Genomic DNA, 26,657 nt, shown 5'->3' on the forward strand with positions numbered 1-26,657 from the left:
AAGCGCCGTCCGTATCAACGGACAGCGCTCAGGGTTATCGCAATTATCTGATTTTCAGCGGTTGACTTACTGTTGTTTTTTATCAGCAACAAAGCCTTCAAGAATGATCAGTGCCGCACCAATGCAAATGGCAATATCGGCGATATTAAATGCCGGCCAGTGGTAGCTGCCCGCATAAAAATCGAGAAAGTCGACCACAAAACCATGGTAAAGGCGATCAAACAAGTTCCCCATTGCACCACCGATGATTAAGGCATAAGCACTGTTTGCCAGCGTGTTCGTTACCGGCGTTCGACGCATCCAGAACGTCAGCAAGCTGCATACACCCAAGGCAATCACCGCAAACAGCCAGCGCTGCCAACCACCGGCATCATTTAAAAAGCTGAATGCCGCACCATAATTGTGTACATAAAGCAGATTAAAAAATGGCAACAGCTCGATACGGTTAGGCCAACCATAGTCCATGGTATTCATCACCAACAGCTTAGTGACAATATCGAGGATGAATACCAGAGCCGCCAGCCAAAGCCAGCGAACTCCGGACTGTTTAAGTGATGTCACTTGCTTAGGCGCAGACATGGTCATTAGGCAAACTTACGCTCTTCACCTTCACCGCTGATGTTAGTCACACAACGACCGCACACTTCTTCATGGCCTTCAATTGTGCCCACATCAGCAACATGGTGCCAGCAACGGTCACACTTCGCGGCTTCCGAGGCTTTCACGGTCACAAACAAACCTTCGACATCCGTTTCCTGCGCACCGTCTGGCTTGCTGTCAGCAACAACAACTGTCGCTTGAGACGTTAACAAGACAAAACGCAGTTCGTCTTCTAAGTTATTTAACTTAGCCGCCAACGCTTCGTTTGCATGCAGCGTGACTTCGGCTTGCAGGGCTCCACCGATCACTTTGTCTTTACGCGCACCTTCAAGCAGCTTATTAACAGCACCACGAACCTGCTGGATTTCAGCCCAGAAATCGTTGTTCAGTTTTTCGTCTTCAGCAAGACCGAACAGACCTTCAAACCACTCACCGGTGAATACGAACTTGCCACGCGGCTCGCCATTGCCTTGAGAAGCCGGCATCTCGTTCCAGATTTCATCTGCCGTGAACGACATGATGGGTGCCATCCAACGAACCAGTGCTTCTACGATATAGTAAAGCGCGGTCTGACAGCTACGCTGGGCGTGGCCACCTTGCTTCGCCGTATACTGACGGTCTTTAATAACATCTAAATAGAAAGAGCCCATTTCAACAGAGCAGAATTGCATCAGGCGCTGAGTCACACCGTGCAGGTTGTACTCATCGTATGCTTTGATGATTTCTTCCTGCGCCGCCATCGCACGGCCGACAGCCCAGCGGTCAAGAGCCACCATTTCGTCTGCCGGAACCAGATCGGTTTCTGGATTGAAGCCGCTCAGGTTAGCCAGGAAGAAACGTGCCGTGTTTCGAATACGGCGGTATGCGTCAGCAGAGCGCTTCAGGATTTCATCTGAAACCGCCACTTCACCGGTATAATCCGTCGATGCCACCCACAGGCGCAAAATATCGGCACCCAGTTTGTTGGTGACATCTTTCGGCGCGACCACGTTACCGATGGATTTCGACATTTTACGGCCCTGGCCGTCAACGACGAAGCCATGAGTCAGTACTTGTTTGTACGGGGCTTTGCCTTTCATTGCCACCGATGAGATCAATGAAGACTGGAACCAGCCACGGTGTTGATCAGAGCCTTCCAGGTACAGATCCGCTTCGTTACCGTTATATTCTTCGCGGCTGTCAACCACAGAGAAGTGAGTCACACCGGAATCAAACCACACATCAAGCGTATCAAGCACTTTTTCGTAGTTTTCCGCGTCGGCTTCACCCATTAGTTCTGCAGGATCAAGATCCCACCATGCCTGAATACCTTGCTGCTCAACAAGCTGTGCAACTTTTTCAATCAGTTCGCGAGTATCCGGGTGCAGTTCCTGGGTTTCTTTGTGAACAAACAGGGCAATTGGCACGCCCCAGGTACGCTGACGCGAGATGCACCACTCAGGACGACCTTCAACCATACCTTCGATGCGGCTTTGGCCCCACTCTGGTAACCACTGAACGTTTTTGATTTCACTCAGCGCTTTCGTGCGCAGACCCGCTTTATCCATGGAAATGAACCACTGCGGGGTAGCGCGGAAGATGATAGGTGTCTTGTGGCGCCAGCAGTGTGGGTAGCTGTGCTCGTAAGCATGGTGGTGTAATAACGCACCGTGCTCTTTTAATGTTTCAACCACGGCGTCGTTGGCTTTGAATACGTGCTGACCGGCAAACAATTCAGTATCGGGCAGGTAAACCCCGTTACTACCAACCGGGTTTGCTATTTCAAGGCCGTATTTCTGGCCAACCACGAAATCTTCCTGACCGTGTCCAGGCGCGGTGTGCACACAGCCCGTACCCGATTCAGTCGTAACGTGATCACCAAGAACGACTGGCACATCAAAACTGTAGAACGGGTGATTGAAGCGCATCAGCTCCAGATCCGCACCGCTACAGAAGCCAAGGTTATGGAAATGCTCGATACCGGCACGATCCATCACCTCTTTTGCCAGCTCTGCGGCAACGATCAGACGTTGAGGCTCATCACCTTCAACTTGGACAAGTACATATTCCAGATCGTCACGTACGGCGACTGCGCGGTTTGCTGGCAGTGTCCATGGTGTTGTCGTCCAGATAACAATAGACACGTCACCTTGACCTGCATGGCCTTGTGCACAGTTAAATTTAGCCACAACAGCGGCTTCATCAACGGCTTTAAATTTAACGTCGATAGATGGCGAGACTTTGTCCTGGTATTCCACTTCGGCTTCAGCCAGTGCTGAACCACAATCCGTACACCAATGAACAGGTTTAAAACCTTTCAACAGGTGGTCGTTATCAGCAATTTTACCCAGGGAGCGAATGATGTTCGCTTCTGTTGAAAAGTCCATCGTACGGTATGGTTTATCCCACTGACCCAGTACGCCCAGACGGATAAAGCTTTCTTTCTGACCGTCGACCTGACCTGCCGCATAGGCACGGCATTTTTCACGGAACTCTGCTGCCGTCAATTTACGACCGGGCTTGCCCCACTTTTTTTCTACCATCAATTCGATAGGCAGACCATGGCAATCCCAACCGGGGATATACGGTGCATCAAAGCCAGACAGAGTCTTTGACTTGATAATAATGTCTTTAAGGATCTTATTCAGCGCGTGACCAATGTGAATATCACCGTTGGCGTATGGAGGGCCATCGTGCAATATGAAGGATTTCTTACCCTTCTTAGCTTTACGGATTTCACCGTAGAGATCTTCATCATTCCAACGCTTAAGCATTGCAGGCTCGCGTTGAGCTAGATTGCCTCGCATCGGAAACCCTGTTTCAGGCAGGTTCAGGGTATCTTTATAGTCGCTCATTGATTCTCGATTCCGTTACTTGGGCGAAGTTGGACATTATTACGCTCAGACAGCCACACCCGTGCTGTTTGAGCATCACGCTCGATTTGTGCTTTTAGCGCATCGAATGATTCGAATTTTATCTCGTCGCGCAGCTTATGTCGCAGCACAACTTCAATCTGACGACCGTATAGGTCAGATTGGAAATCAAAAAGGTACACCTCCAGTTGCCGGCGTACCCCATTCACTGTTGGCCGGTGACCAACATTGGCAACTCCCGGTATGGGAGCACCTTCAACACCAAACACCTCGACAGCATAGACTCCAGACACCGGAGATACGCGTCGTTTCAATGGTACGTTTGCGGTTGGAAAACCAATTGTGCGGCCGAGTTTACGTCCATGAGACACGCGTCCGCTAATACTGTACGGACGGCCTAACATGGATTCAGCCAGGAGCAAGTCATCACTGACTAATGCCTGACGTATTGCCGTACTACTGACTCGTTGCTCTGATACGCAAAAACTCTGCGTACTGACAACCGTAAAGCCAAATTCTTTTCCGGCTGCTACCAGCATAGCAAAATCCCCGCAGCGGCCTTTGCCGAAGCGGAAATCATCACCAACAACCAGAAACTTAACACCCAATTGCTCCACCAACAAGCGGCGAACAAAATCTTGTGCCGACATATTGGCAAAATGGGCATTAAAATTGATACAAAGCAAACGTTCGACGCCGACTTGCTTCAACTGCATGTATTTATCGCGAAAGCTCGTCAGCCTTGCCGGAGCCTTGTCACCTGCAAATAATTCCAGCGGCTGGGGCTCAAAGCTCATCACCGTTGCAGGCCAGCCCAGTGCACGGGCTTTTGCCAACACCTGACGCAATACCGCCTGATGACCTAAGTGAACACCATCAAAATTCCCAATCGTCAGCACGCTGCCGTGATGCTCTGGTTTGATATTATGTATGCCTCGGATTAATTCCATGCGCCGCTTAAATTTTCGCAGAGTGAAAAACTGACGGATTATATACTACTCTGAGCCCATGATTCCAATATGAATCATTCTCGGGCCATCCGTCTATATCTAAACGCTATCAAGATGCGTGATTCAGCGCTCATCTGAGAATTCAATTCAAGCAAAGATCTGGCGCGATGCTAGCTCAAGGCTCCGGGCTGGCTAACTTTCAGCTTTAAGATGATGCGGGCGAATACCCAGCAGTACCACCGTCGCTAGATAAACTGCCGCGCCCAGCGCAATCAGCCCTGTCAGCCACAGAACCCGGGAACTCAATGGCCAAGCCAGCCACTGTTCTATCGCCGGGAGCATCCAGAGCAAGGCAGCAACCATCATCACACCGGCCACCGCTAAGCGCAGTACAAACATCAGGGTCGTTTTCGATACCTGATAGACATTTGCGCGATGCAACCCGCGATAAAGCAAAGCGGCATTGACTAACGCTGACAGCGCAGTGGCCATCGCCAACCCGATATAGCCATAGAAAGAAGCAAAGATGGCGTTAAACACCATATTCGTGAGCATGGCGATAATACCGTAACGAACGGGCGTTCTGGTATCCTGCCGGGCGTAATATCCCGGAGCCAGCACCTTGATCAGCATAAAATTCAGCAGACCAGAAGCATAAGCCAACAATGACAACGACGCTTGTTCGACATCCGTCGGCATAAACTCGCCACGCATAAATAATACCATCAGCATCGGTTTCGCTAATACCATCAGGCCCAGCATCGCCGGAATACCGAGCAACAACACCATACGTACGCCCCAATCCATCGTATGGGCAAAGTGCTCGCTGGTTTGTTCGACATGTTTGCGTGACAAGGCCGGTAGGATCACCGTGGCAATCGCAATACCAAACAGGCCAAGAGGAAATTCCAGCAACCGATCAGAATAGTACAGCCAGCTAATCGACCCCGTAGCCAGAAAGCTAGCAATAAAGGTATCAAACAGCAGGTTGATTTGACTGACTGATACCCCAAACAGCGCGGGTATCATCAAGGTACGGATTTTCACCACGCCAGGATCATTCCAGCCCCATTGGGGTTTTACCAGCATCCCGGCCTTGGCGAGAAAAGGGAGCTGAAACAAAAATTGGATAAAACCGCCTAAAAACACCCCGATGGCCAGACCAATTTCGGGTTGCGCCAGGTTCGGGGAAACAAACCAGGCACAGCCAATGATAGCCACATTCAAGAACACTGGCGTAAAAGAAGAAACCGCAAATTTCCCCAGAGTGTTTAGGATCGCCCCCGACAGAGCAACAAAAGTGATGAACCACAGATAAGGAAAGGTGATTTTCAGCAACAAGCTCGCCAGTTCAAATTTTGGTGCCGCAGGACCACCATTTAACCAGTCGATAAACCATCCTGCGCCAAACATAGCCGTCACAATCCCCGAGCCCAAAATACCCAGCAGAGTCACTACCGTAACGATCACTCCGAGGGTACCGGACGCACGTGCAATCAACTGGCGGATCTTGTCTCGGTCTTCTGCAGCATGATATTCTGTCAAAACAGGAACAAACGCTTGAGAGAAAGCACCTTCGGCAAACAATCGGCGTAAAAAGTTCGGGATCTTGTTGGCAAAAATGAAAACATCGGCCGTAGCCCCTGCCCCCATTAGATTCGCCACGACGACATCTCGTACTAAACCGAGCACTCGAGAGACCAATGTCATGGTGCTAACTATCAGTCCAGAGCGTAAAAGACGCTTACTCACAAAAAAAAACCTCATAAAGATGGTCTAGAAAGGTGTCTTCCCGACCCAAATGCTGGTAAAATCTGTCGCCATATTAACTGTGTTAATCCGCAAGTGCCAACTAGATTGGTTAGGCGGATATTTGCACAAATCATTTGACAATATTCGGTTAAGCAGGCATAGTCCTCGGCCTTAAATTGTCACCGTACCAAGATTTGGGAGTTACACCCTTGGCAAATATCAAATCTGCTAAGAAACGTGCTATCACTTCAGAAAAACGCCGCCAGCACAACGCTAGCCGCCGTTCTATGATGCGCACTTTCTTCAAAAAAGTTATTACTGCTATTGAAGCTGGCGAAAAAGAGAATGCAACTAAAGCATTCGCTGACATGCAACCTGTTTTGGATCGTATGGCTACTAAAGGCCTAATCCACAAAAACAAAGCTGCACGTAATAAAGCTCGTCTAGCTGCTAAAATCAAAGCTCTTTAATTTTAAGAGTTACGATTAAGCAAAAAAAAACCGGCATTAGCCGGTTTTTTTATCTCTGAAATATATCGATAACTTTTCAACAAATCCTGAGCCGCCTGACGGCCCTAGTCTTTACCACAGTACATATTATGAAGCAGCTGGATCATCGCCCTGACTTCATCACTCTTGAGGCGATAAAAGACCGTTTGTGCTTCCTTCCGGGTTTCCACTAACCCATCTCGCCTTAACCACGCCAAATGCTGAGATAATGCAGACTGGCTTAAGCCTAGTTTCTCACTCATCATCCCCACCGACATTTCCCCTTCCAGCAAATAGCAAAGAATGAATAAACGTCGCTCATTGGCCATCGCTTTTAGTAACACTACAGCTTCGGGCGCATTTTGCTCCATCTGTTGCAGATCCATATTCTCTCTGCCAATTAATTTAAGTCAATGCTAATATACTTGTTTTTAATAGGGTTTACTAGCGATGAAAGAATAAAATATATTTCGGGTAACTTTTTTGCAACATTATTTAAACAGGTACTGGAAGTCAGCCTCGCAGATTTTTTTCACTGCCGGATGCATAATCATCCGCTCTGCAAAAATGACATAATATTCTTCTTTAATATCTTCAACGCGTTTCAGCTCACAAATGGTATTAGACTCTTCAATCTCTTCCGCATAAATAGAGGGCGCCACAAACATCGAGTGATGGTAAGAGCCGAATGCTTTCATTAAGGCGGCGTCATCAAACTCACCAAGAATATTTGGCGTGATCCCTTGCTGATCAAACCATTGATGCAACTTTCGTCCCATTGCAGTACGCCTGCCAGGAACCAGTAATTTATAATCTTCGATGCAGGCCGGAAAATTCAGTGGCTTCGCGGACACTGAACAAAAAAAGCTCATGCTCGACTCTCCCAGCTTTTTACTATACAAGCCGGGGCTTTGTGCTGAATCTACCGGGCAATCAGAAAGGATCATATCCAGCTTGTGCTGTGACAGCTGCTCTAGCAGCATCTCGTGGGTCGACTCATAGCAACGTAACTGAATACGCGCATCGTCAGGGATCCCCTCCAGCAAGACTTTACTCACCAGCCGTTTGGAAAGTGCATCGGCCACCCCAACTTCCAACAGTTGATTCTCGCGCTGGGTATAGTTAACAATATCGAGCATCTCATAACTCAAATCGAACATCTTATCGGCATACTTAAATACCAGCTGTCCGAGCTCTGTCGGCTCGATATTGCGGCCAACTCGCTTGGTCAGCTTACCTTTAAGTCGCTCTTCCAGGGTGCGGATCTGGCCCGTGACAGTTTGAGGAGCCAAGAACAGAGCATCTGCAGCTTTGGTCACTGAGCCTTGCTTGCAGACCATCCAGAAGTAGTAAAGGTGGTTATAATTCAGGTGGGACATTCAGTCTCATTCTTATAAATAAAAAAACCCCAGAACGCAGCTTACGCTGAGCATCCGGGGCCTTCAATATTTTTCACATTCAGAACAAGATCCAGTGCGGATTAATTTTCCATTTGAACCGACTTTTTCTCCATCTGCACCGTCTTACGGTAACGCTCGCCTACCCGCTGCTCTAAAGCACGAGAGCGATATGAATCATCCTGTTCAACCATTGCTGTGCTGTCAACCGCAGCCTTTCCGTGGCTTAAACCCGTTAAGTAAGCTTGGCAAAGTTCTGTCTTACTATTGTCGATGCAGGCGTCATAATCGGAGCCTCCGTAGGCCGATGACGATGCCAGAATTACAATACTTAGAAGGTAACGCTTCATTTATGCCTCCGTTCGTTCCTGGTTAATTCGTTTCTGCTTTTGGCAGAACGCGACTCAGTAAGAAGTAACCCACGACAGCTGCCACCGTAGATCCCAACAAAATTCCCAAACGTGAATAGGTATTAAAATCAGCGGGTGCGCCGACAAAAGCTAACGACGAGATAAAGATAGACATTGTAAAACCGATACCGCACAGCACTGATACTGCAAAGATATGATTTAAACCAATACCATCCGGTAGTTTTGCTAAGCCGGTTTTCACTGCAATATAGCTTGCGGTGAAAATACCTAACGGCTTACCGATAAATAAGCCCATCGCGATACCAACCGGCAACATCGATGTCATGCTTTCCAGTGAGACGCCTTGTAACGAGATCCCTGCATTGGCAAAAGCAAATAACGGCAGAATGAAGTAAGCGACATAAGGGTGCAACACGTGTTCCAGGTGCTTGAGCGGCGAATTCTTGTCCGAGTGCCCCTCCTTACCATTTAATGGAATGGCAAAGCCCAGTACCACACCCGCTAATGTGGCATGTACGCCAGACTGCATTACGCTGAACCACAATACGGCGCCTACAATGAGGTACAAAGAGACTTTCGTAACGTTCTTCGCATTCATTACAAACAAGGTTGTGGTTGCAGCAAAAGCAACCGCTAGCGCTATGGTTGACAGATCAGAGCTATAAAACAGTGCAATGATCACGATAACGCCTAAGTCATCGATAATTGCCAGAGCCAGTAAAAAGACTTTCAGGCTAACCGGCACGCGGTTACCTAGCAGCGCCATAACCCCAAGCGCAAATGCAATATCAGTCGCTGCGGGTATCGCCCAGCCCTGTATCGCAACCGGGTCGGCAAAGTTAAATGCAACATACACTAACGCCGGAGCAAGCATCCCGCCCACGGCTGCAATAGCAGGGAAGATCGCTTTCTCTTTGGTGTTCAATGCCCCTTCAATCAGCTCACGTTTTACTTCCAGCCCAATCAGCATGAAGAAGATCGCCATCAAACCGTCATTAATCCAATGCTCAACGGACAGGCCCGCGATATAAGAATGCAGTGTACTGCTATAAAGATCTTGTAACGGAGAGTTAGCAATCAGCATTGCAAGCATGGCAGCAATAATCAAAATAATGCCGCCTGCTGACTCTAATTTAAGAAACTTACGAATAGTATCGGTCATTAACCGCCACTCCTTAACATAACAAACATGACTAAATACTAATGAAACTAGTCTAATCGCACGCAGGTATGACCGATAATCGTTTGTTTAGTGTAAACACCTCGGTAAAACCGAGTAATTGCGAATTTAACAAAGTAATATCCGCACAATAAATTTATAGAGCAAAATAATTACCGGTTGTTTCACTGGAATTTTTATAATCACTGAAATTTTTTACTCTTTTTTATTGCAAGCCGAAGAGTGCATTGTTGAGGAATCCATTCAAAAAATCACAAAAAAGAGGTTTTTAAAACAATCAATTACCCTTAAAAAATATAATTCAAGCCGGTACTAAACCACTCCTCCTCAAATTATAAAACAACCACACCCCCCTTTTATGACAGTCAGTGTCATATTTCTGAAATATTCGCCATCTACCATCGCCTCAGATTTCAATAAAATGACACCCAAACGACATACTATTGTCATGGAGAAATGATTATGACTACCCAAGCCACGACTGCTGAATCAACAAACAGCTCTATGCGCTGGGTCCGCTGGGCAAACCTGGCGTTCATGCTTTATGTACTGCTCGTTGCTGTATCTATGGTCAGCAGCGGATTTAAATGGTCTGTAGGTGAACAAGCTAAAACCTTATTTGAATTTGCATCCCATCCGATAGCTGGCCTGATGATTGGCCTGGTGGCAACGTCGCTGATTCAATCGTCCAGTACTGTTACCTCGATCATTGTTGGTCTTGTGGCGGGTGGTCTGCCGGTAGAAACGGCGATTCCAATGGTAATGGGTGCCAATATCGGTACAACCCTGACCAACACTCTTGTAAGCCTAGGTCATGCTCGCTGTAAAACAGAATTCCGCCGGGCATTTGCCAGTGCAACCGTGCATGACTTCTTTAACTTGCTCGCGGTTGCGATCTTCCTGCCACTGGAAATGATGTTTGGCCTGCTAGATAAAGTCTCTTCATGGTTAGTCTCACCAATGCTGGATGCGGGTGATATGAGCATGAAGGGTATGAACTTCATGAAGCCGTTAACAAAGCCTGCCGTTGAACTGGTGAAAGGCCCGCTGGAAGCGATGGGCAACATGGGCGGCATCGTACTTATCTTTATCGGTATTGCACTTATCTTCATCGCAATCAGCGCAATGGGTAAGCTAATGCGCAGCCTGATGGTTGGCCGTGCGCGTGAAATCCTAAAGAGTGCGATTGGCCGTGGTCCGCTACACGGTATTGCATCAGGTACTATTGTAACGATTCTGGTTCAATCTTCTTCTACGACCACCAGCCTGATGGTACCGCTAGTCGGTACCGGTGTCCTGAAAGTACGCGATGTCTACCCATTCACATTGGGTGCAAACATTGGTACGTGTATCACGGCGCTATTGGCGGCAACCGCGATATCTGGTGAATTCGCAGTCTTTGCCCTGCAAATTGCTCTTGTACACTTATCATTTAACCTGATGGCTACACTGCTCATCTTCGGCATCCCTGTACTGCGTGAGCTTCCGCTAAAAGGTGCATTCTACTTAGGCGAACTCGCAACGAAGAGTAAAACAGCCGTTGCTGGTTACATTGGTCTCGTCTTTATTGTTATTCCGGGCTCTATTCTGGCGTTCACAGTTTAATAAACTAACGCCTGACGTATCGCTCTGACATAAAAAAGCCCCGCGCATTCTCTGGTAACAGAGGGCGCGGGGCTTTTTATTTCGGTTTATTTATTTCTGTTTAATCGCTAAATACTATCAATTATACAGAAAATGGATATTTGATAGGATCATGGTGCTCATAACCGACCACTTCAAAATCATCCATCGTTACCCAGGTTTCCAGATCTTCCAGGCTCTTAATCTCCGGATTGATAATCAATTGCGGAGACTCAAACGGTTCACGTTTAAGCTGTACATCCCGCATCAGATCCAGCTGATCTTCATAGATGTGGGCATTAATGATCTTGTGATAAGCCTGACCGGGTTTGTTACCCGTGATTTGTGCCATCAGCGCCAGCAGCGTGTAGACTTGGATCTGGTTGAAATTGAGCCCCAACGGCACGTCACACGAACGCTGGTAGCTCGTCAGATACAACGTATCACCCAGCAAAGAAAAGGTATGAGTGTGCATACAGGGGCGCAAACAACCCATATCAAATTCACCCGGGTTGTAGAAAGTCAGAATTTCACCACGGTCATCTATTCCCTGGCTCAGATCATCAACAATTTTGCGCAGCTGATCAATGGTTGAACCATCCGGCTTCTGCCAACTTCGGCCCTGAACCCCATACACGCGGCCCATGTCGTCTTGGCCTTTGCGGTGCGGGTTGCTTAACCATGCTTCATTATCATTGGCATTCATATCCCAGGTCTTGGTACCCAGAGCACGGAAGTCCGCCGCATTATCATAACCGCGGATATAACCCAGAAGCTCAGCAATCGCCGCTTTCCAGAAGCTCTTGCGCGTTGTAATGAGTGGGAACTGGTTGTTTGCCACATCATAGGTTAAATCGGCATTGACGACGGTAAGGCATCGTTTCCCCGTTCGCTTGTTTTCAATCCAAACACCCTCGTCAACGATCCGCTGACATAGGTCTAAATACTGTTTCATCGTCCTACTCGCTAATTTAACTAAATCTCGCCGGCGACAAGCTGCGCTTGCCCCTGATGGCGGCGATTTTACCAGAATCAAAAAAAAGCAGCATCTTTCGATACTGCCTTTGTGCGTTACCTATTAATCGGACTTAAACTTACGCCGCTTTGCCTTTAGGCTGCGTTTTATACGCCCATAGCACCATCAGCAAACCACCGATGACCATTGGCAGAGAGAGGATCTGCCCCATACTTATCCAGCCGCTAAACAGTCCCAGGTGGGCATCTGGCTCACGGAAATATTCGACAATAAAGCGGAAGCTACCGTACCCCGTCAGGAACAAGCCCGACACCGCGCCTGCCGGACGCGGCTTACGAATGAATAGGTTCAAAATCAGCAATAGTACCAGCCCCTCTAAGAAGAACTCGTAAAGCTGCGACGGGTGACGAGGCAACGGACCGCCGGTAGGGAAGACCATCGCCCAGGGCACATCGCTGACACGCCCCCATAGCTCGCCATTAATAAAGTTACCCAACCGGCCAACGCCTAAACCAAAAGGCACCAGCGGCGCGATAAAATCCGCGACCGAGAAGAAAGTGCGGCCGTTTTTATGGCCGTACCAGAACATGGCAGCGATCACGCCCAGTAACCCGCCATGGAACGACATACCACCGGTCCAGACTTTAAACAGATAGAGCGGATTAGCTAAAAACAGATCGAAGTTGTAGAACAACACGTAGCCAATGCGCCCTCCTATTACCACTCCCAGGAAGCCAGCGAATAACAGATCACTAACCTGTTCATGGGTCCAGCCACTGTTCGACTTACTCGCTCGCCGATTAGCCAGCCACATCGCAAAGGCAAAGCCAAGCAGGTACATCAGGCCATACCAGCGGATCGCGAGAGGACCGATTTCAATTAAGATCGGGTCAATATTTGGAAAGGTTAAAAAGCTTTGGCTCATTATGCATTCTCATATTCATACTTGTATGGCGGGTAAATATCTCGAGTCACTCTTCGACTTAGTCCATCCCGTCATCACTTATCCCAAAAACATTTTGCTACCAATGAAGAGCAGAAAAACCGCAAAAAATTTCTTTAATGTCATCGTCGGCAAACGGCTCACTAACGCCGCACCATAACGTGTTGTCAGCATTGACGTCGATACTATTCCTAACAATGCAGGCAGATAAACATAACCAATACTCATTGCCGGTAAGGTTTCATTCCCGACACCGGCAGCAATAAAGCCGGTCATTCCTGCAACCGCGATAATCGCACCGGACAGTGAAGCGCTGCCGATAGCACACCGCATTTCGACCCCGTGCCAACTTAAATACGGCACCGTTAACGAGCCGCCACCAATCCCCGCCAGGCTGGAGATAACCCCAATCATTCCACCACTACAGGCGCAGGCCACCGAACCTGGTAATTCCCGGCGACGGGTCATCCGCATTGATACCAGCATCTGTACCGCCAGTAACAACACAATAACGGAAAATATCTTAGGTAACAGTTCCGTAGGTACCAGTTCAGCAATGACACTGCCGCCTAGGCCGCCTAACACCACCCCGGGGGCCATGCTTTTTACAATCGAAAAATCCACATTACCCAGTTTGATATGGTTACGAGCTGAAGCACCAGAGGTTAATACAATACTGGCCAGCGATGTGGCCAGCGCGATATGCATGACTAAACGGCCATCAATCCCCGCTTCGGGCAGTAACCATAACAGCGCAGGTACGACTACCAGCCCTCCACCGATCCCCAATAACCCGGCTAACAGCCCGACCCCGCTTCCTAACACCAGACACATGGCAAACAGCCATAGCGTGCTTTCTAACATCCGACTACCTACTTACCAGCTCTGATAAAGCCACCTAAACCGCGTTCTTCGACGAAGTCTGTTGTTTTGCTACGCACATCATCGGCTAATGTTGCCGTCAATGCAAACTGAGTCAGCTGTTGCATTTCAGCCAGTGTTATATGCCGTAAGATATATTTGATCTTGGCAACATTACGGGTATTCATACTCAATGAACGATACCCCATACCGACCAGCAATAAGGCCCCGACAGGATCTCCCGCCAGCTCTCCGCAGACACTAACCGGGATCTCCAGTCGATTTCCGGTATCGATTATGTGTTTTAACGCGTTTAAAACAGCAGGGTGTAATGAATCGTAGATATTCGCGACCCGCGCATTGTTGCGATCAACCGCGAGTAAATACTGCGTAAGATCATTACTGCCAACCGAAATGAAATCAACCCGGCCTTTTAATGCCGCTAACTGATACAAAATAGAAGGTACTTCAATCATGATGCCAAGCCGCGGACGTTTAAGCTCAACACCCTGTTCTTCAGCGTATGCCGCAACCTCGCAATACGCGCGTTCAATCAGGCCCTTGGCCTCATCCAACTCGGCAATCCCGGAGATCATTGGCAGCAAAATATCCATGTTATCCAGCCCCATGCTGGCTTTTAACATGGCACGTACCTGGATCAAAAAAATCTCAGGATGATCGAGGGTAAAACGGATGCCGCGCCAGCCTAAAAACGGATTGTCTTCTTCTATCGACAAATAGGGCAGCGGTTTGTCACCACCGATATCAAGGGTACGCATTACCACCGGCTGATCCGGGTAAGTGGCTAAAATGGCCCGATACTGTGAGGTTTGCTCTTCTTCTGAGGGAAAGCTGCGCTGCAGCAAAAACGGCACTTCGGTACGGTAAAGGCCGACCCCATCGACCCCTTTATTGACGGCAATGCTGGTATCAGCACTGAGTCCGGCATTGAGATGGATATAAATGCGCTGGTTATCTTTGGTATAAGAAGCTTTGTCCAGCTCCCCTTCCACGATTTTAGCCAGCTCATTTTCTTCTTTAAGTAAACGGCGGTATTCCGCCAGCACATGAGGATTAGGCGTCACCAGCAAATCCCCCCGATAGCCATCAACGATAACCAGGCGGTTGTGGACCATCTCCGGGATAAAATCGACGCCCATCAGTGCAGGTATACCTAATGCCCGCGATAGAATAGCAGCATGAGAGTTTGCCGCCCCTTCCTGCGCGACGACGGCCGCCAGTTTCCCCGGCGGAATAGTCGCTAACATCGCCGCGGTCAACTCGCGGGTGAGCAAGACGATGGGTTCATCCCACAGCTGTTCGGTGACATCGTCATGATGTAAGAAAAAGAGCAGACGCTGACCCAGTTCACGAAGATCCCGAGCGCGTTCTTTCAGGTACTCGTCTTTCATCTTGGCAAAACGCGCGGAATAGGCTTCTACGACCTGGCGAATTGCCCACTCAGCCTGATCCCCTGCCAATACTTTGGCAAACAGGTCTTTACGCAACATGGGATCGTTTAACAGGTGGCTGAACAGATCAAAAATCGCCAGCGTTTCCTTATGCAGATCGCTGTCAAATCGCTTCCGTAAACGCCGAAACTCCGCACTCGCGAGCTCAATTGCAATGCTCAGACGCTCTTGCTCGGCTTCAATATCGAGGCAGGATGCGGGTAAAACCTGCTCCAGCTGCAACTGATTATCATCCCACCAGGCTTTTGCCACCGCAACGCCGGAAGACGCCGCTGAACCGACAAGATGCAGGCCGTCATGCTTATCAGGCCACATACCTTGCGCTTTTGCATGAGCCAGAATGACCGCCAGCTGAGCAGCCAGCGTTACCATGAAAGATTCTTCGCTTTCATCAAACTCACGTCGCTGACGCTGCTGGATAACCAACACGCCGAGTACCTGACGCTGATGAATAATGGGGGTACCAAAGAAAGATCCAAATAACTCTTCCCCGGTGCCGGGAAGGTGTTTGAAATGAGGATGGGTTCGAGCATCAGCCACATTGATCGGCTCGGCGCGGCGACCCACCAGCCCCACCAGCCCTTCATCAAACCGTAATCCGACCTGACGACGGGGCTTATTCAACCCCTGGCTTGCCATTAATGTGTATATTTGTCGTTCATCATCGGCGATGTAAACAGAACAACAATCTGTCTTCATCGCCTGACATGTGCTGACTACGAGCAGATCGAGCGCTTCAATCAAATTTTGAGCACTGGCGACTTTCTCAACGATTTCTCTTAGCTGTGTCAGCATAGTTTGCCTTATCTGCTATACCAAACGGATTAAGGATAGATCCTCATTGACCCTCACTTGCCTTTACGCTTAAGTTTTCGTTCTTTGAACGGCATCGCCATTGCGGCGAATTCTTTTAAGGCACGGCGATATACGTCGCGCTTAAAAGACACAACCTGACGAACTGGGTACCAGTAACTGACCCAGCGCCAACCATCAAACTCAGGCGTCTTGCCTCGCTGCATATTAACCTTTGACTCATCGCATTCCAGGCTGAGCAAAAACCATTTCTGTTTTTGCCCGATACAAACAGGTTTGGAGTCCCACCGGACAAGACGTTTGGGTAACTTATAACGTAGCCAATGACGGCTAGAAGCTAAAATCCTGACATCTTTTTTGGTAAGTCCCACTTCCTCATACAATTCTCGGTACATGGCTTGTTCAGGGGTTTCCCCTTCATCGATGCCACCTTGTGGAAATTGCCAAGAATGTTGTCCATATCGTCGAGCCCAGAAGACCTGGCCGTGGCTATTACAGATGACTATCCCAACATTAGGACGGTATCCATCGCCATCTATCACTGGACGACCTCAAGTATAAATCTCTATTAACAGTGATTTTTTCACAGATCGTGGGGAGCGGTAAACAAACATTCTAATTAATAACCGTTTTTTACTACCTAGCACCCAATTTTGGGATAACTTTTTTGCTCAGACCAATTTATAAACAGACAAGTGAGACCTACGCCACATTTATTCACTCTTTCTGTGGATAGATTTGTGAAGAAGCTTAGATAAACAGCTGTTTCAACAATTTCACGATCTTATAAAAAACCTTCACCTCTCAAAAAATAAAAAAATTAAACTTAAAAATCAACATGATATAAATTAAAAATTATCATTAAAAATTAATTTCCGAGATCATTATTGTGACCGTAACAAGATCGGTCAAAGATCCACCAATATTGAAATTATCCACACTTGAAATCATCAACAGCCAAAAGTCCGACAAATAAACCGCCTAAATAACCGACACACCCCTGTTTATTTAACCAGCACGGCGGGAGTTAAAATATTTATCCAAACATCCTGTGGATATCTTTGTGAAAGATCCTTGCATTTATTCTGAATAACAAAAAATATCATTATACATTGCTCATCAACAACCGAAAAAATGGAAAAATAACAACTATAATCAAACCCTTACAGCAAATACAACCTACCATTTACCGTCATGTTTAACCCTGAAACCGAAGGATCGAACAGATGTTGACCATTTTGGTCGTGAACAAGACTGAACAGCTAACCAGCAGATTCCTCAATACCACTGTGATAAAATACTGTGACTTACGTTGCTCATGCCTTACTATGATCAACAACGATATCGGTCAGATGACAATATTTCGTGCCTTACAACCCCCCTCTCACTTTTATATGCCTTAATTGCTATGCGCCCAACACCTCAATCAGAACAAGAACTGCTGGCCCGTGCCGAAGAACTGGCCGGTTTAACCTTAAAAGAGCTGGCACAGCAGGCCGATATGATCACCCCGCCCGATCTCAAGCGAGATAAAGGTTGGGTCGGCCAACTGCTAGAATGGCATCTCGGGGCAACGGCTGGCAGCAAACCGGTTCCTGATTTTGCTGAACTGGGTATTGAGTTAAAAACGATCCCGATTGGATATAGCGGCAAACCGCTTGAAACGACTTTTGTCTGCGTTGCCCCGCTGATCGGACTGCATGGTCTGAATTGGGAAAACAGCCATATTCGCCATAAGCTGTCGCGGGTTCTGTGGATCCCCGTGGAAGGTGAGCGAGATATCCCCCTGGCAGATCGTCATGTCGGCTCTCCTCTGCTCTGGAGTCCATCGGCACAAGAAGAACAGCGTTTACGCCAGGACTGGGAAGAGTTAATGGATATGATAGTGCTGGGACAGGTCGAACAGATCACGGCCCGACATGGCGAGATCCTGCAGTTACGCCCTAAAGCGGCTAACAGTAAAGCACTGACAGAAGCTTACGGTGCCAATGGCCAACCAATAAAAACCTTACCCCGAGGCTTTTATCTGAAAACCGCCTTTACCGCAGAGATCCTCGAACGTTATTTCATTCTGTAATATCTGAACAGTACGTTGCTGTATTACAGAGATATCTGCATATCTTCCCGGCATTGCGACACTTGACCATCTGTAGAAAACTCATCATAGGGATCGATCACCCGCAACACGACAGACGTGATCCCTAACGGTCGTAAAAATTCTTTGATCTGTTCTATCGACTGAAAACGTAACATCTCGTCGTGATCATCTTTCAACGGCTCCAGATGATGCTTATACTCCACTTCCATCAGATAGTCCGAGCAGCTGGCGTAACTGGTTATAATACATTTAGGAGCCGCCCCATGCCCCGATTTCAGCCAGTGTTTCAATTGAGATAATTTCATCGCAGCCCCTTCCGTCGTTATCTTTAACTGACACCCCTGAACTATAACTATGTGTCATGATGGGCATCTCATCAAGTTACCCGTCACATTCCCTACACCGCATGGCCAAGAAGCCACAATACATCGAACTGCTACCTTTTCAGAGCCCCATGACTATGTTATTACTGCAAGATATGACTGACAGTCCAAGGAGGGCTCATGGAATACCATCAAATCCCCCACTCTTCGCTGGAAGTAAGCAAGATATGCCTGGGTACGATGACATTTGGTGAACAGAACACGGAAGCCGATGCGCATAACCAGCTTGATTTTGCCTTCGAGCGCGGGGTCAACTTTATCGATACCGCCGAAATGTACCCCGTACCGCCGAAGTCTGAGACTCAGGGGCTGACGGAAACTTACATCGGCAGCTGGCTAAAACGATCCGGAAAACGCGATAAAGTTATTCTCGCGACAAAAGTCGCAGGGCCTCGCAACCTGCCTTATATCCGTGACAATATGGCACTTGATCGCCGGAATATTCACGATGCCGTCGAAACCAGTCTCAACCGGTTACAAACCGACTATATCGATCTGTATCAGCTGCACTGGCCACAACGTGAAACTAACTGTTTTGGCCAGTTAAACTACCAATACAAAGAAGATCATTCTGGTGTCACGATGGCTGATACCCTTGATGCGCTGGCTGAGTTAGTCCGTGCCGGTAAGATCCGCTATATCGGCCTTTCAAATGAAACGCCTTGGGGAGTGATGTCTTATCTGAACCTGGCCGCTAAACACGATTTACCACGCGTCGTCACTATCCAAAATCCCTATAACTTGCTGAATCGTAGTTTTGAAGTCGGCTTATCTGAAATCAGCCACCATGAAGGAGTAGAACTACTCGCCTATTCACCGCTGGCATTCGGTACACTCAGCGGTAAATACTTGCATGGCGCTCGTCCTGAAGGTGCCCGCTGCACCTTATTTGAGCGCTTCTCTCGTTATTTCAACCCGCAAGGCGTGGCCGCAACACAAGCCTATGTCGACATTGCCAACAAGCACGGATTGGATCCCGCCCAAATGGCATTGGCTTTTGTCAATCAGCGTCCTTTTGTTGCCTCTAATATTATCGGGGCAACGACCCTGACTCAGCTGGAAGCCAATATTGCCAGTATCGATCTTGACCTGACCGAAGAAGTGTTGAGCGACTTGGAACAAGCCGGAATCCGCTATTCTAACCCGTGCCCATAATAGTCGTTGCGTTAAGTTCAGAATACTAAGTAGTTTCCATTCGATGGTTATGGTGCCCCACTCATTAAACAAGAGTGTGGGGCACTAGGATTACGTAACTGATCTGAAAAGATATTCTCGCCTTAGAAGATAACCTTTACGCTCAGCCGGCGTCGCTCGAGCCTGTAACCATCCTGAAGACTTTTAGCGCTATGCACGAAGTCTTCGCTCTGAGTTGCTGTTCGTGACTTAGCAAATTCTGGGCAGCGGTTCAAATGAGGGAAGATCTAGCCGTCGTGTTCCTCCAAATAAACCTGAAAGCGTCACCCGACGCTGATCGTTGACTTGCCCGATAATGGCCGCATTCGCCCCTTCTGCCGTGGTCTTCATTGCGGCTAAAGCATCCTTGGCATCTTCTTTGGTCACCACCGCAATCAGCTTTCCTTCATTGGCGAAGTTAATCGGATCCAGCCCCAACAGCTCACAGATACCACGTACCTGGCTGGAAATCGGTAACTGGCTCTCAGAGACCGTAATACCACAGCCAGAACTCGCGCAAAACTCATGCAGTACCGCATTAACCCCGCCGCGGGTTGCATCGCGTAACGCTCTTACCCCTTGAATATTCTTGAGGGCAGCGACAAGCGGATATAAGGACTGACAGTCGCTGCTCAGGCTCCCTTCTATCCCCAGATTTTCACGCAGGTTCAAGATGGTGGCACCATGATCGCCAATGGTTCCGGAGACAATCACCTGATCGCCGGGCAGGATCTTATCAGCGCCATAATCAATCCCTTGCGGGATCACGCCAAGGCCTGAGGTATTGATAAACAGTTTGTCTGCCGCCCCTTTAGGGACAACCTTGGTATCCCCCGTCACGATTTTAATCCCGATCTGAGCGGCGGTATCAGCCATCGATTGCACCACCCGCTTCAGTACCGCGATCGGCAATCCCTCCTCTAAGATAAAACCACATGATAGGTACTCCGGCCTTGCACCGCTCATGGCGACATCATTTGCCGTTCCGCATACCGCAATTTTACCTATATCTCCTCCCGGAAAAAAAATCGGGTCTATAACATAAGAGTCGGTGGAAAATGCCAGTCGGTCACCTGTTTGCTGTAACTCAGAAATCGAGATCCGGGCCTGATCTTCTTGCTTATCCAGCTCGGTATTGCTGAAGCTCTGGACGAAAACATCCTGAATAAGCTGTTGCATTGCCCCGCCGCCATTGCCATGGGCAAGGGTTATTAATCCACTCATTAGCTAATTGGTCTCTAGACGATATTGATAATAGGCCGCGCAAGCGCCTTCTGAGGAAACCATCAACGCGCCAATGGCATTGGTCGGCGTACACCGCTTTCCAAACAACGGACAGTCATAAGGTTTACAGCGCCCGGTTAACACATCCCCGCAACGACATGCTTCAGGCTCGACGGCCGTGGAATGATCAATCGTAAATTTTTGCTCAGCATCAAAATCAGCATAATCCGGGGTCAATTGAATGCCGGAATCAGCGATATGTCCCAAGCCACGCCAGTGGCTTGAGTGCTTAACGGTAAACACCTCTGCCATCGCTTTCAGAGCCACGGGGTTGCCTTGCTTGATAACCACACGTTGATATTGGTTTCCGATCTCACAACGCTGATCACGGAACTGCTCCAATAGCATTAAGATTGATTGCAAAATATCCAGCGGTTCAAACCCCGTTATGACAGAAGGCTTATAAAAATCGCGAGCTATAAACTGATAGGGTTCCGAGCCCACAATCATGCTGACATGGCCGGGCAATAAGAAACCATCGATGCGGATATCAGCCTGTTCAAGCAGCGCTTTCAATGTCGGCGCAATAGTAATGTGCTGACAGAAAAGACTAAAATTAGTCACCCCCTGCTGTTTGGCTTGTTTAAGCGTCATCGCGGTCGACGGCATCGTCGTTTCAAAGCCCAGGGCAAAGAAAATAATTTCATGATCCGGGTTTTCTCTAGCAATGCTCAATGCATCAAGCGGCGAATAGACGATCCTGACCTGATACCCGCGGGCTTTGGCATCGAGTAAAGAGCCATTGGTTGCGGGAACTCGCATTGCATCACCAAAAGTACATAAAATCGTCTTTTCCGCCCCACCTAACGCCATAAAGTCATCTAACCGTGACATCGGCAAGACACAAACCGGACAACCCGGGCCGTGTACGAACTCGATCCCGTCAGGTAAGAGCTGATCAAGACCAAACTTAAAAATGGTGTGGGTATGTCCTCCGCAGACTTCCATTATTTGCAAAGGGCGCTCACGGCTATAAGCAAGCTCGGCAAAAACAGCATTAATATGCTCAACGACTTTTTTAACCAACAGGGGATCACGAAACTCATCGACAAGTTGCATTATTATTTCCGTTTCTGATTATCAAGCTGGCTAAAATCTGAAATTTCGTGCTCAAGTGCCTGCATTGACTGTAATGCCTGTAAGGTTTGCTGCGCTTGCCGTGCATCAATCACTGCCATTGCAAACCCGACATGAACAAGAACCCACTGTCCGATAAGTTGCTCAGGCGAAATGCCGGGCGCTAACAGACAGGAAATATCGACCCTGCGACTAATACCACAAACGTCGATTGTCGCCCCCGTCTGGCTATGCTCATCGAGTGCAATAATTTTGCCCGGGATCCCTAAGCACATCAGGCCGTCTCCAGCCAATTAAACCAGGCACTCATTCCTTCACCGGTGGTGGCTGACAGCGGGATCACCTGAATATCAGGATTCACCCTGCGCGCATTTGCAATACAGTTATCAATATCAAAACTAACGTAAGGGAGGAGATCGATTTTATTGATGATCATCAGCGGGGAAGCGGCAAACATATTAGGATATTTCAACGGCTTATCTTCACCTTCCGTGACTGATAAAATCGCAACTTTGTAGTTTTCACCAAGATCAAAACTTGACGGGCAAACCAGGTTGCCGACATTTTCAATAAAAAGGATCCCTTCGTTATCCAGGGAAAGCTGGTGGTATGCATCATGTACCATTTTCGCATCAAGGTGACACCCTTTGCCGGTATTAACCTGAATGGCTGGTACCCCTGTGGCCCGGATCCGATCGGCGTCATGCGTTGTCTGCTGATCACCTTCAATGACGGCACACGCCCGCCGTTGTCGCAATTGCTTGAGCGTCTCGGCCAGTAATGTTGTTTTCCCTGAACCGGGGCTAGATACAAGGTTAAGCACTAATTGCCGGGCCGCGGAAAAATGTTCGCGGTTATGCTCTGCCAGCTGATCATTTTTACCCAGGACATCCATCTCTATTTGAATAAGTTGACGCTGGTTGAGTCCGGGAACATGTGTGCCCGCTTCGCCCTTGCCATAATGCAGATCACCTTGTACCGAGTGCTCCGGTGCTAGCTCGTGAGAATGGCCGGCCTGTTTTTCTACGGCCGTCGAATTTTCTTGAGCAGCGCCATGATAGTGATGGTGATGGTGATGGTGTACATCGCCCTGATGATGGTAATGGTGGATCACGACAGTTTGTCCTGCTCCATAGTCCGATCCCGTTCTTTGCTCATTGCCACGATCTTGAGCCGTATCATGGCCATGGTGGTGGTGATCACGGTGATGATCAGAGTGAACATGATGCTCACCTTGTTGCTCCCCTTCTATACGGGGCTCGCCGCAGCCGCAAACACTACACATTTTTATTCCACCTCAATTTCTTTGATACGCAAAGCGTCACCTTGGGCCACTGTCAGCTGATAGCCCTTACAATGCGGACAACTATCACCGCGCTGCGCTATTTCAACATCTTGCCGGCAGTCAAGACACCACGCTATCGCTTGTTGACAGATCACATGCAGTTTTGCATTTGCCGCAACGGAGTCTTTCGCGGCAAATGCAAAACAAAATTGCAATGCTGCCGGATCCACACAAGATAAGGCACCGACCTCCAACCAAACCGCGGTGACGTTCCGAAATCCCTTGATATGTGCCTGCTGGTCTAATAATTTGACTGTTTCGAGGCATAATGACATTTCATGCATCTGACTGCCCCAGACTAATACGTTGCTTCCCACAAAAGGAGGCTCACAAACCCCGCGCCAGGATCGTATACGGCGACCAATAGAGACTCACAGGTCGGTAGCCCGAGTTTCAACTTGCTGTTAGAAGAAGCTTAGCTAAGCGATGGGATCCATACAAAATAAAACGTTGATGAAAAACGTTAATTTAAAATAAAAGCGAAATGAGCATGGAATGATCTAAAAATAAGCCTTTGGAAAAATGACCGTTATTTGTTATTAAAGAGAACAACTTGAACGGTTATTATCCACAGCCGCTATGGCTATCTGTCCTAATGCTAGGCCACCATCACCGCATGAAAAAAGACTGGGCTGTAATATATTCAAGCGATTATCAAAGTGACTCATCACCAGCTTGGTTAAGAGCCGGTTATGGAAAACACCTCCGGTCAAAACTAATGTCGTAATGTTATGTTCTCGACTTTTCATCAATACCAGTTTGACAAAAGCGCGAGCAAGAGCGTCATGAAACAACCAGGCTTTTTGTTCCTTTGAGCAATTTAATTTAAACCACTGCAACCAAAAGACATTTAAATTCAATGAATTGCCTTTATTGTTCAATGGTATATCTAACTGCTCGTTTAAACGAAACGTATCAGCCTGCCATGCCAGACTTTCCAACTGACAAGCCGCCTCTCCTTCATAGTTAATCTGGTCAAAACAAATTCCAAGAGATGCCGCTACGCCATCAAACAAACGTCCGGCAGAGCTGGTAGCCGGTGCATACGTTTTTTGTTGGATCACTTTCAATAATAACGGCCAGGGTTTGTCCTGAAATAGGGTAATACCTATATGCTCTTGCCACTCTGGTATAAATGTTTCAAGCTGAGAAAGTAAGATTCGCCAGGGTTGTTTCGCTGCCATATCACCGCCAGGAAGTGGGCATTCAGGCAGTCCCCCCAATTTATGGCAGTCTTGATAGTCAGCCAGGAGTACTTCCCCCCCCCATAGCGCCTTATTCGGCCCCACTCCGATACCGTCCAATGCGAGTGCTAATACTTTTCCATCCGAAAGCGTCCAACCATGCTCAAACAGACACGCCGCCACGTGTGCATGATGATGAAAAACCTGACTGACGGGAACCTCCGGATAATGGGCCTGAATAAGTAAGCGAGTTGAATAATAGGGATGGCAGTCTATAACCAGCCTTTCCGGCTGCCAGTTATACACTTCCGTAAAGTGGTCAAGACTTTGCAAGTACTGTTGTTGAATTTCAATTTGTTCCAGATCACCAAAAAACTGACTGACAATGACATCGTTATCCCGCCCGAAGGCAAAACTGTTTTTCAAATCACCACCAGCGGCTAATATCTTGTTAACGGACGGAAAATCATCGGGAACGGGTACCGCATTAGGGACATAACCTCGGCTTCGACGCAGCATCTCTAATTGGTTCTGCCCATTAACCCGAACAAGCGAGTCATCTGCTCTTTGTATTATGGGACGATTATTCAATAAAAAGAGATCGGCAATCTCTGAGAGCTGAGATAAAGCTTGCTGGTTGGTCATCGCGGGCGGATACCCCGTCGCATTAGCCGATGTCATCACAACCGGTATTGCCAGTTGCTTTGCTAACAAGTGCTGCAGTGGGTTAGCCGGTAACATCAAGCCGACTTCGACCAATCCGGGGGCAATTTGACTTGAGATATAATCGACAGACTGTTTGTTTTTGGTCACTAAAACAATCGGGGCTGCACTGGATACCAGCAGAGCAGTTTGATGTTCATTCATTTCCGCAATCTGGCTCGCCCAGGCTAAGTCGGGCACCATGACCGCAAGCGGCTTGGTCAGACGGCGCTTTCTCTCCCTTAATTTACTAACCGCTTGGTCAGAGCCGGCATCGCAGACAAGGTGAAAGCCCCCCAGACCTTTCATCGCCACAATTTTACCTTGCTCAATAGCCTGAGCGGCTAGTAAAAGCGCATCTTCAGTATGTTGATCTCCTTGCTGATCAATCAGCCACATAACCGGACCACAGACAGGGCACGCTACAGGCTGGGCGTGAAAACGGCGATTGGCCGGATTTTTATATTCGGTTAAACAGCAATCACAAAGAGGAAAGCCAGCCATCGTTGTCGAAGGTCTGTCATAAGGCATGGCAGAGATAATAGTGAAACGGGGACCGCAATGAGTACAGTTTATAAATGGATAGCGGTAGCGGCGATCATGCCGATCAAAAAGCTCTTGCTGACACGCTTTACACGTTGCCGCATCGGGGATGATCTGAGTCTCCATCTCGACTTGCTGCGACGCAATGATCTCAAAGCCGTGAGGGATCTCCAGCCAGTGATAAACCGCCGTCTCAACACTTTCGATAAAAGCCAACGGCGGACAGCGATCCCGGATTAACTGGAGAAATAGGGCCACATCCGTCGTCGGAGCTAAGCGTATCAGCACCCCTTTACTGTCATTTAATACATGGCCGACAGCCGCCAGCTCTTGTGCTATTTGCCAGATATAAGGGCGAAAACCCACCCCCTGAACCCTGCCTTTAACTCGGATCTCTATGCCTGGATCAGGCTTATCGCATTGCTTGTCCATTCATTTTCATTAACCCAAAAAGTACAAAATTTAATCATAAGATAAAATCACGGCAAAGTAAGCACAGAATAGAAGAATGTGCCACTTGTAAGGGCACCAATTAACAGAAATCCAGATCGAATAAACGCATCTTACAGATGCTTACGATAAGCTATTCC

General features: G+C 48.1%; 24 protein-coding genes. 4 read left to right on the forward strand and 20 right to left on the reverse strand.

Going from position 1 to position 26,657, the window contains the following annotated elements:
• Positions 1-66: 66 nt before the first annotated feature.
• From lspA to murJ, 4 genes are all read right to left on the reverse strand, one after another.
• On the reverse strand, positions 67-585 hold the full coding sequence (gene lspA, locus AC2204_RS13370; RefSeq protein WP_318926141.1) for a signal peptidase II: 519 nt from the start codon (positions 583-585) through the stop codon (positions 67-69).
• Positions 585-3,434: an isoleucine--tRNA ligase gene (ileS, locus tag AC2204_RS13375; RefSeq protein ID WP_318926143.1), complete on the reverse strand. Its 2,850-nt coding sequence runs from the start codon at positions 3,432-3,434 to the stop codon at positions 585-587. Before ileS ends, lspA begins: the two co-directional genes overlap by 1 nt.
• Positions 3,431-4,402, reverse strand: coding sequence for a bifunctional riboflavin kinase/FAD synthetase (ribF, locus tag AC2204_RS13380; protein ID WP_318926144.1), 972 nt, complete (start codon positions 4,400-4,402; stop codon positions 3,431-3,433). The genes ileS and ribF overlap by 4 nt, the downstream gene beginning before the upstream one ends.
• 192 nt (positions 4,403-4,594) lie before the next feature.
• The gene (gene murJ / locus AC2204_RS13385; protein WP_413466704.1) at positions 4,595-6,154 is read right to left on the reverse strand and encodes a murein biosynthesis integral membrane protein MurJ; all 1,560 of its coding nucleotides are present in this window, start codon (positions 6,152-6,154) and stop codon (positions 4,595-4,597) included.
• A 209-nt stretch (positions 6,155-6,363) separates the two neighbouring features.
• Between murJ and rpsT the strand changes: the two genes are divergently transcribed.
• Positions 6,364-6,624, forward strand: coding sequence for a 30S ribosomal protein S20 (gene rpsT, locus AC2204_RS13390; RefSeq protein WP_318926146.1), 261 nt, complete (start codon positions 6,364-6,366; stop codon positions 6,622-6,624).
• A gap of 104 nt (positions 6,625-6,728) precedes the next feature.
• Here rpsT and AC2204_RS13395 read toward each other — a convergent pair whose 3' ends face one another.
• The 4 genes from AC2204_RS13395 to nhaA form a co-directional block, all read right to left on the reverse strand.
• Entirely contained in the window at positions 6,729-7,028 is a 300-nt protein-coding gene (locus AC2204_RS13395; protein WP_318926148.1) for an ArsR/SmtB family transcription factor, read from the reverse strand.
• 105 nt (positions 7,029-7,133) lie between these two features.
• On the reverse strand, positions 7,134-8,021 hold the full coding sequence (nhaR, locus tag AC2204_RS13400) for a transcriptional activator NhaR (protein WP_318926149.1): 888 nt from the start codon (positions 8,019-8,021) through the stop codon (positions 7,134-7,136).
• Positions 8,022-8,122: 101 nt separating this feature from the next.
• Complete coding sequence (locus AC2204_RS13405; RefSeq protein WP_318926151.1) at positions 8,123-8,389, reverse strand: hypothetical protein; 267 nt, start codon at positions 8,387-8,389, stop codon at positions 8,123-8,125.
• A gap of 22 nt (positions 8,390-8,411) precedes the next feature.
• The gene (gene nhaA / locus AC2204_RS13410) at positions 8,412-9,572 is read right to left on the reverse strand and encodes a Na+/H+ antiporter NhaA (RefSeq protein ID WP_318926153.1); all 1,161 of its coding nucleotides are present in this window, start codon (positions 9,570-9,572) and stop codon (positions 8,412-8,414) included.
• A 480-nt stretch (positions 9,573-10,052) separates the two neighbouring features.
• Here nhaA and AC2204_RS13415 point away from each other — a divergent pair, with 480 nt between their 5' ends.
• Complete coding sequence (locus AC2204_RS13415) at positions 10,053-11,195, forward strand: Na/Pi symporter (protein ID WP_318926154.1); 1,143 nt, start codon at positions 10,053-10,055, stop codon at positions 11,193-11,195.
• Positions 11,196-11,316: 121 nt separating this feature from the next.
• Here AC2204_RS13415 and AC2204_RS13420 read toward each other — a convergent pair whose 3' ends face one another.
• The 5 genes from AC2204_RS13420 to rppH form a co-directional block, all read right to left on the reverse strand.
• Entirely contained in the window at positions 11,317-12,168 is an 852-nt protein-coding gene (locus AC2204_RS13420) for a thymidylate synthase (protein ID WP_318926155.1), read from the reverse strand.
• Between the two features lie 139 nt (positions 12,169-12,307).
• On the reverse strand, positions 12,308-13,114 hold the full coding sequence (gene lgt / locus AC2204_RS13425; protein ID WP_318926157.1) for a prolipoprotein diacylglyceryl transferase: 807 nt from the start codon (positions 13,112-13,114) through the stop codon (positions 12,308-12,310).
• A gap of 78 nt (positions 13,115-13,192) precedes the next feature.
• Positions 13,193-13,996, reverse strand: coding sequence for a sulfite exporter TauE/SafE family protein (locus AC2204_RS13430; protein WP_318926158.1), 804 nt, complete (start codon positions 13,994-13,996; stop codon positions 13,193-13,195).
• Positions 13,997-14,004: 8 nt separating this feature from the next.
• Positions 14,005-16,260, reverse strand: coding sequence for a phosphoenolpyruvate--protein phosphotransferase (gene ptsP / locus AC2204_RS13435; RefSeq protein WP_318926160.1), 2,256 nt, complete (start codon positions 16,258-16,260; stop codon positions 14,005-14,007).
• Between the two features lie 53 nt (positions 16,261-16,313).
• Positions 16,314-16,820, reverse strand: a complete 507-nt coding sequence (rppH, locus tag AC2204_RS13440; protein WP_318926161.1) for an RNA pyrophosphohydrolase — start codon at positions 16,818-16,820, stop codon at positions 16,314-16,316.
• A gap of 866 nt (positions 16,821-17,686) precedes the next feature.
• Here rppH and mutH point away from each other — a divergent pair.
• Positions 17,687-18,355 (forward strand): DNA mismatch repair endonuclease MutH, encoded by a 669-nt coding sequence (gene mutH, locus AC2204_RS13445; protein WP_318926162.1) that lies wholly within the window; start codon positions 17,687-17,689, stop codon positions 18,353-18,355.
• 23 nt (positions 18,356-18,378) lie between these two features.
• Here mutH and AC2204_RS13450 read toward each other — a convergent pair whose 3' ends face one another.
• A complete protein-coding gene (locus AC2204_RS13450; protein ID WP_318926164.1) occupies positions 18,379-18,681 on the reverse strand; it encodes a DUF6482 family protein in 303 nt (100 codons plus the stop codon).
• A gap of 198 nt (positions 18,682-18,879) precedes the next feature.
• Here AC2204_RS13450 and AC2204_RS13455 point away from each other — a divergent pair, with 198 nt between their 5' ends.
• The gene (locus AC2204_RS13455; protein WP_318926166.1) at positions 18,880-19,914 is read left to right on the forward strand and encodes an NADP(H)-dependent aldo-keto reductase; all 1,035 of its coding nucleotides are present in this window, start codon (positions 18,880-18,882) and stop codon (positions 19,912-19,914) included.
• A 228-nt stretch (positions 19,915-20,142) separates the two neighbouring features.
• On the opposite strand, the gene hypE is transcribed toward AC2204_RS13455, so the two are convergent.
• The 6 genes from hypE to hypF form a co-directional block, all read right to left on the reverse strand.
• Positions 20,143-21,156 (reverse strand): hydrogenase expression/formation protein HypE, encoded by a 1,014-nt coding sequence (gene hypE, locus AC2204_RS13460; RefSeq protein WP_318926167.1) that lies wholly within the window; start codon positions 21,154-21,156, stop codon positions 20,143-20,145.
• A gap of 3 nt (positions 21,157-21,159) precedes the next feature.
• A complete protein-coding gene (gene hypD, locus AC2204_RS13465; RefSeq protein ID WP_318926168.1) occupies positions 21,160-22,275 on the reverse strand; it encodes a hydrogenase formation protein HypD in 1,116 nt (371 codons plus the stop codon).
• Positions 22,276-22,277: 2 nt separating this feature from the next.
• Positions 22,278-22,568, reverse strand: a complete 291-nt coding sequence (gene hypC / locus AC2204_RS13470) for a HypC/HybG/HupF family hydrogenase formation chaperone (RefSeq protein WP_318926169.1) — start codon at positions 22,566-22,568, stop codon at positions 22,278-22,280.
• Positions 22,568-23,578 (reverse strand): hydrogenase nickel incorporation protein HypB, encoded by a 1,011-nt coding sequence (gene hypB / locus AC2204_RS13475; RefSeq protein WP_318926170.1) that lies wholly within the window; start codon positions 23,576-23,578, stop codon positions 22,568-22,570. The genes hypC and hypB overlap by 1 nt, the downstream gene beginning before the upstream one ends.
• 2 nt (positions 23,579-23,580) lie before the next feature.
• Positions 23,581-23,955, reverse strand: a complete 375-nt coding sequence (gene hypA, locus AC2204_RS13480; RefSeq protein ID WP_318926172.1) for a hydrogenase maturation nickel metallochaperone HypA — start codon at positions 23,953-23,955, stop codon at positions 23,581-23,583.
• A gap of 222 nt (positions 23,956-24,177) precedes the next feature.
• Entirely contained in the window at positions 24,178-26,499 is a 2,322-nt protein-coding gene (gene hypF / locus AC2204_RS13485) for a carbamoyltransferase HypF (RefSeq protein ID WP_318926174.1), read from the reverse strand.
• Between the last annotated feature and the right edge of the window lie 158 nt (positions 26,500-26,657).

The sequence above is a fragment of the Photobacterium sp. genome (assembly GCF_057456235.1).

Bases quoted from the DNA above. Each gene is read 5' to 3' on its own strand.
- lspA (WP_318926141.1), bottom strand. From the start codon at position 585: ATGACCATGTCTGCGCCTAAGCAAGTGACATCACTTAAACAGTCCGGA.
- ileS (WP_318926143.1), bottom strand. From the start codon at position 3,434: ATGAGCGACTATAAAGATACCCTGAACCTGCCTGAAACAGGGTTTCCG.
- ribF (WP_318926144.1), bottom strand. From the start codon at position 4,402: ATGGAATTAATCCGAGGCATACATAATATCAAACCAGAGCATCACGGC.
- AC2204_RS13395 (WP_318926148.1), bottom strand. From the start codon at position 7,028: ATGGATCTGCAACAGATGGAGCAAAATGCGCCCGAAGCTGTAGTGTTA.
- nhaR (WP_318926149.1), bottom strand. From the start codon at position 8,021: ATGTCCCACCTGAATTATAACCACCTTTACTACTTCTGGATGGTCTGC.
- AC2204_RS13405 (WP_318926151.1), bottom strand. From the start codon at position 8,389: ATGAAGCGTTACCTTCTAAGTATTGTAATTCTGGCATCGTCATCGGCC.
- nhaA (WP_318926153.1), bottom strand. From the start codon at position 9,572: ATGACCGATACTATTCGTAAGTTTCTTAAATTAGAGTCAGCAGGCGGC.
- AC2204_RS13415 (WP_318926154.1), top strand. From the start codon at position 10,053: ATGACTACCCAAGCCACGACTGCTGAATCAACAAACAGCTCTATGCGC.
- AC2204_RS13420 (WP_318926155.1), bottom strand. From the start codon at position 12,168: ATGAAACAGTATTTAGACCTATGTCAGCGGATCGTTGACGAGGGTGTT.
- lgt (WP_318926157.1), bottom strand. From the start codon at position 13,114: ATGAGCCAAAGCTTTTTAACCTTTCCAAATATTGACCCGATCTTAATT.
- AC2204_RS13430 (WP_318926158.1), bottom strand. From the start codon at position 13,996: ATGTTAGAAAGCACGCTATGGCTGTTTGCCATGTGTCTGGTGTTAGGA.
- ptsP (WP_318926160.1), bottom strand. From the start codon at position 16,260: ATGCTGACACAGCTAAGAGAAATCGTTGAGAAAGTCGCCAGTGCTCAA.
- mutH (WP_318926162.1), top strand. From the start codon at position 17,687: ATGCGCCCAACACCTCAATCAGAACAAGAACTGCTGGCCCGTGCCGAA.
- AC2204_RS13450 (WP_318926164.1), bottom strand. From the start codon at position 18,681: ATGAAATTATCTCAATTGAAACACTGGCTGAAATCGGGGCATGGGGCG.
- AC2204_RS13455 (WP_318926166.1), top strand. From the start codon at position 18,880: ATGGAATACCATCAAATCCCCCACTCTTCGCTGGAAGTAAGCAAGATA.
- hypE (WP_318926167.1), bottom strand. From the start codon at position 21,156: ATGAGTGGATTAATAACCCTTGCCCATGGCAATGGCGGCGGGGCAATG.
- hypD (WP_318926168.1), bottom strand. From the start codon at position 22,275: ATGCAACTTGTCGATGAGTTTCGTGATCCCCTGTTGGTTAAAAAAGTC.
- hypC (WP_318926169.1), bottom strand. From the start codon at position 22,568: ATGTGCTTAGGGATCCCGGGCAAAATTATTGCACTCGATGAGCATAGC.
- hypB (WP_318926170.1), bottom strand. From the start codon at position 23,578: ATGTGTAGTGTTTGCGGCTGCGGCGAGCCCCGTATAGAAGGGGAGCAA.
- hypF (WP_318926174.1), bottom strand. From the start codon at position 26,499: ATGGACAAGCAATGCGATAAGCCTGATCCAGGCATAGAGATCCGAGTT.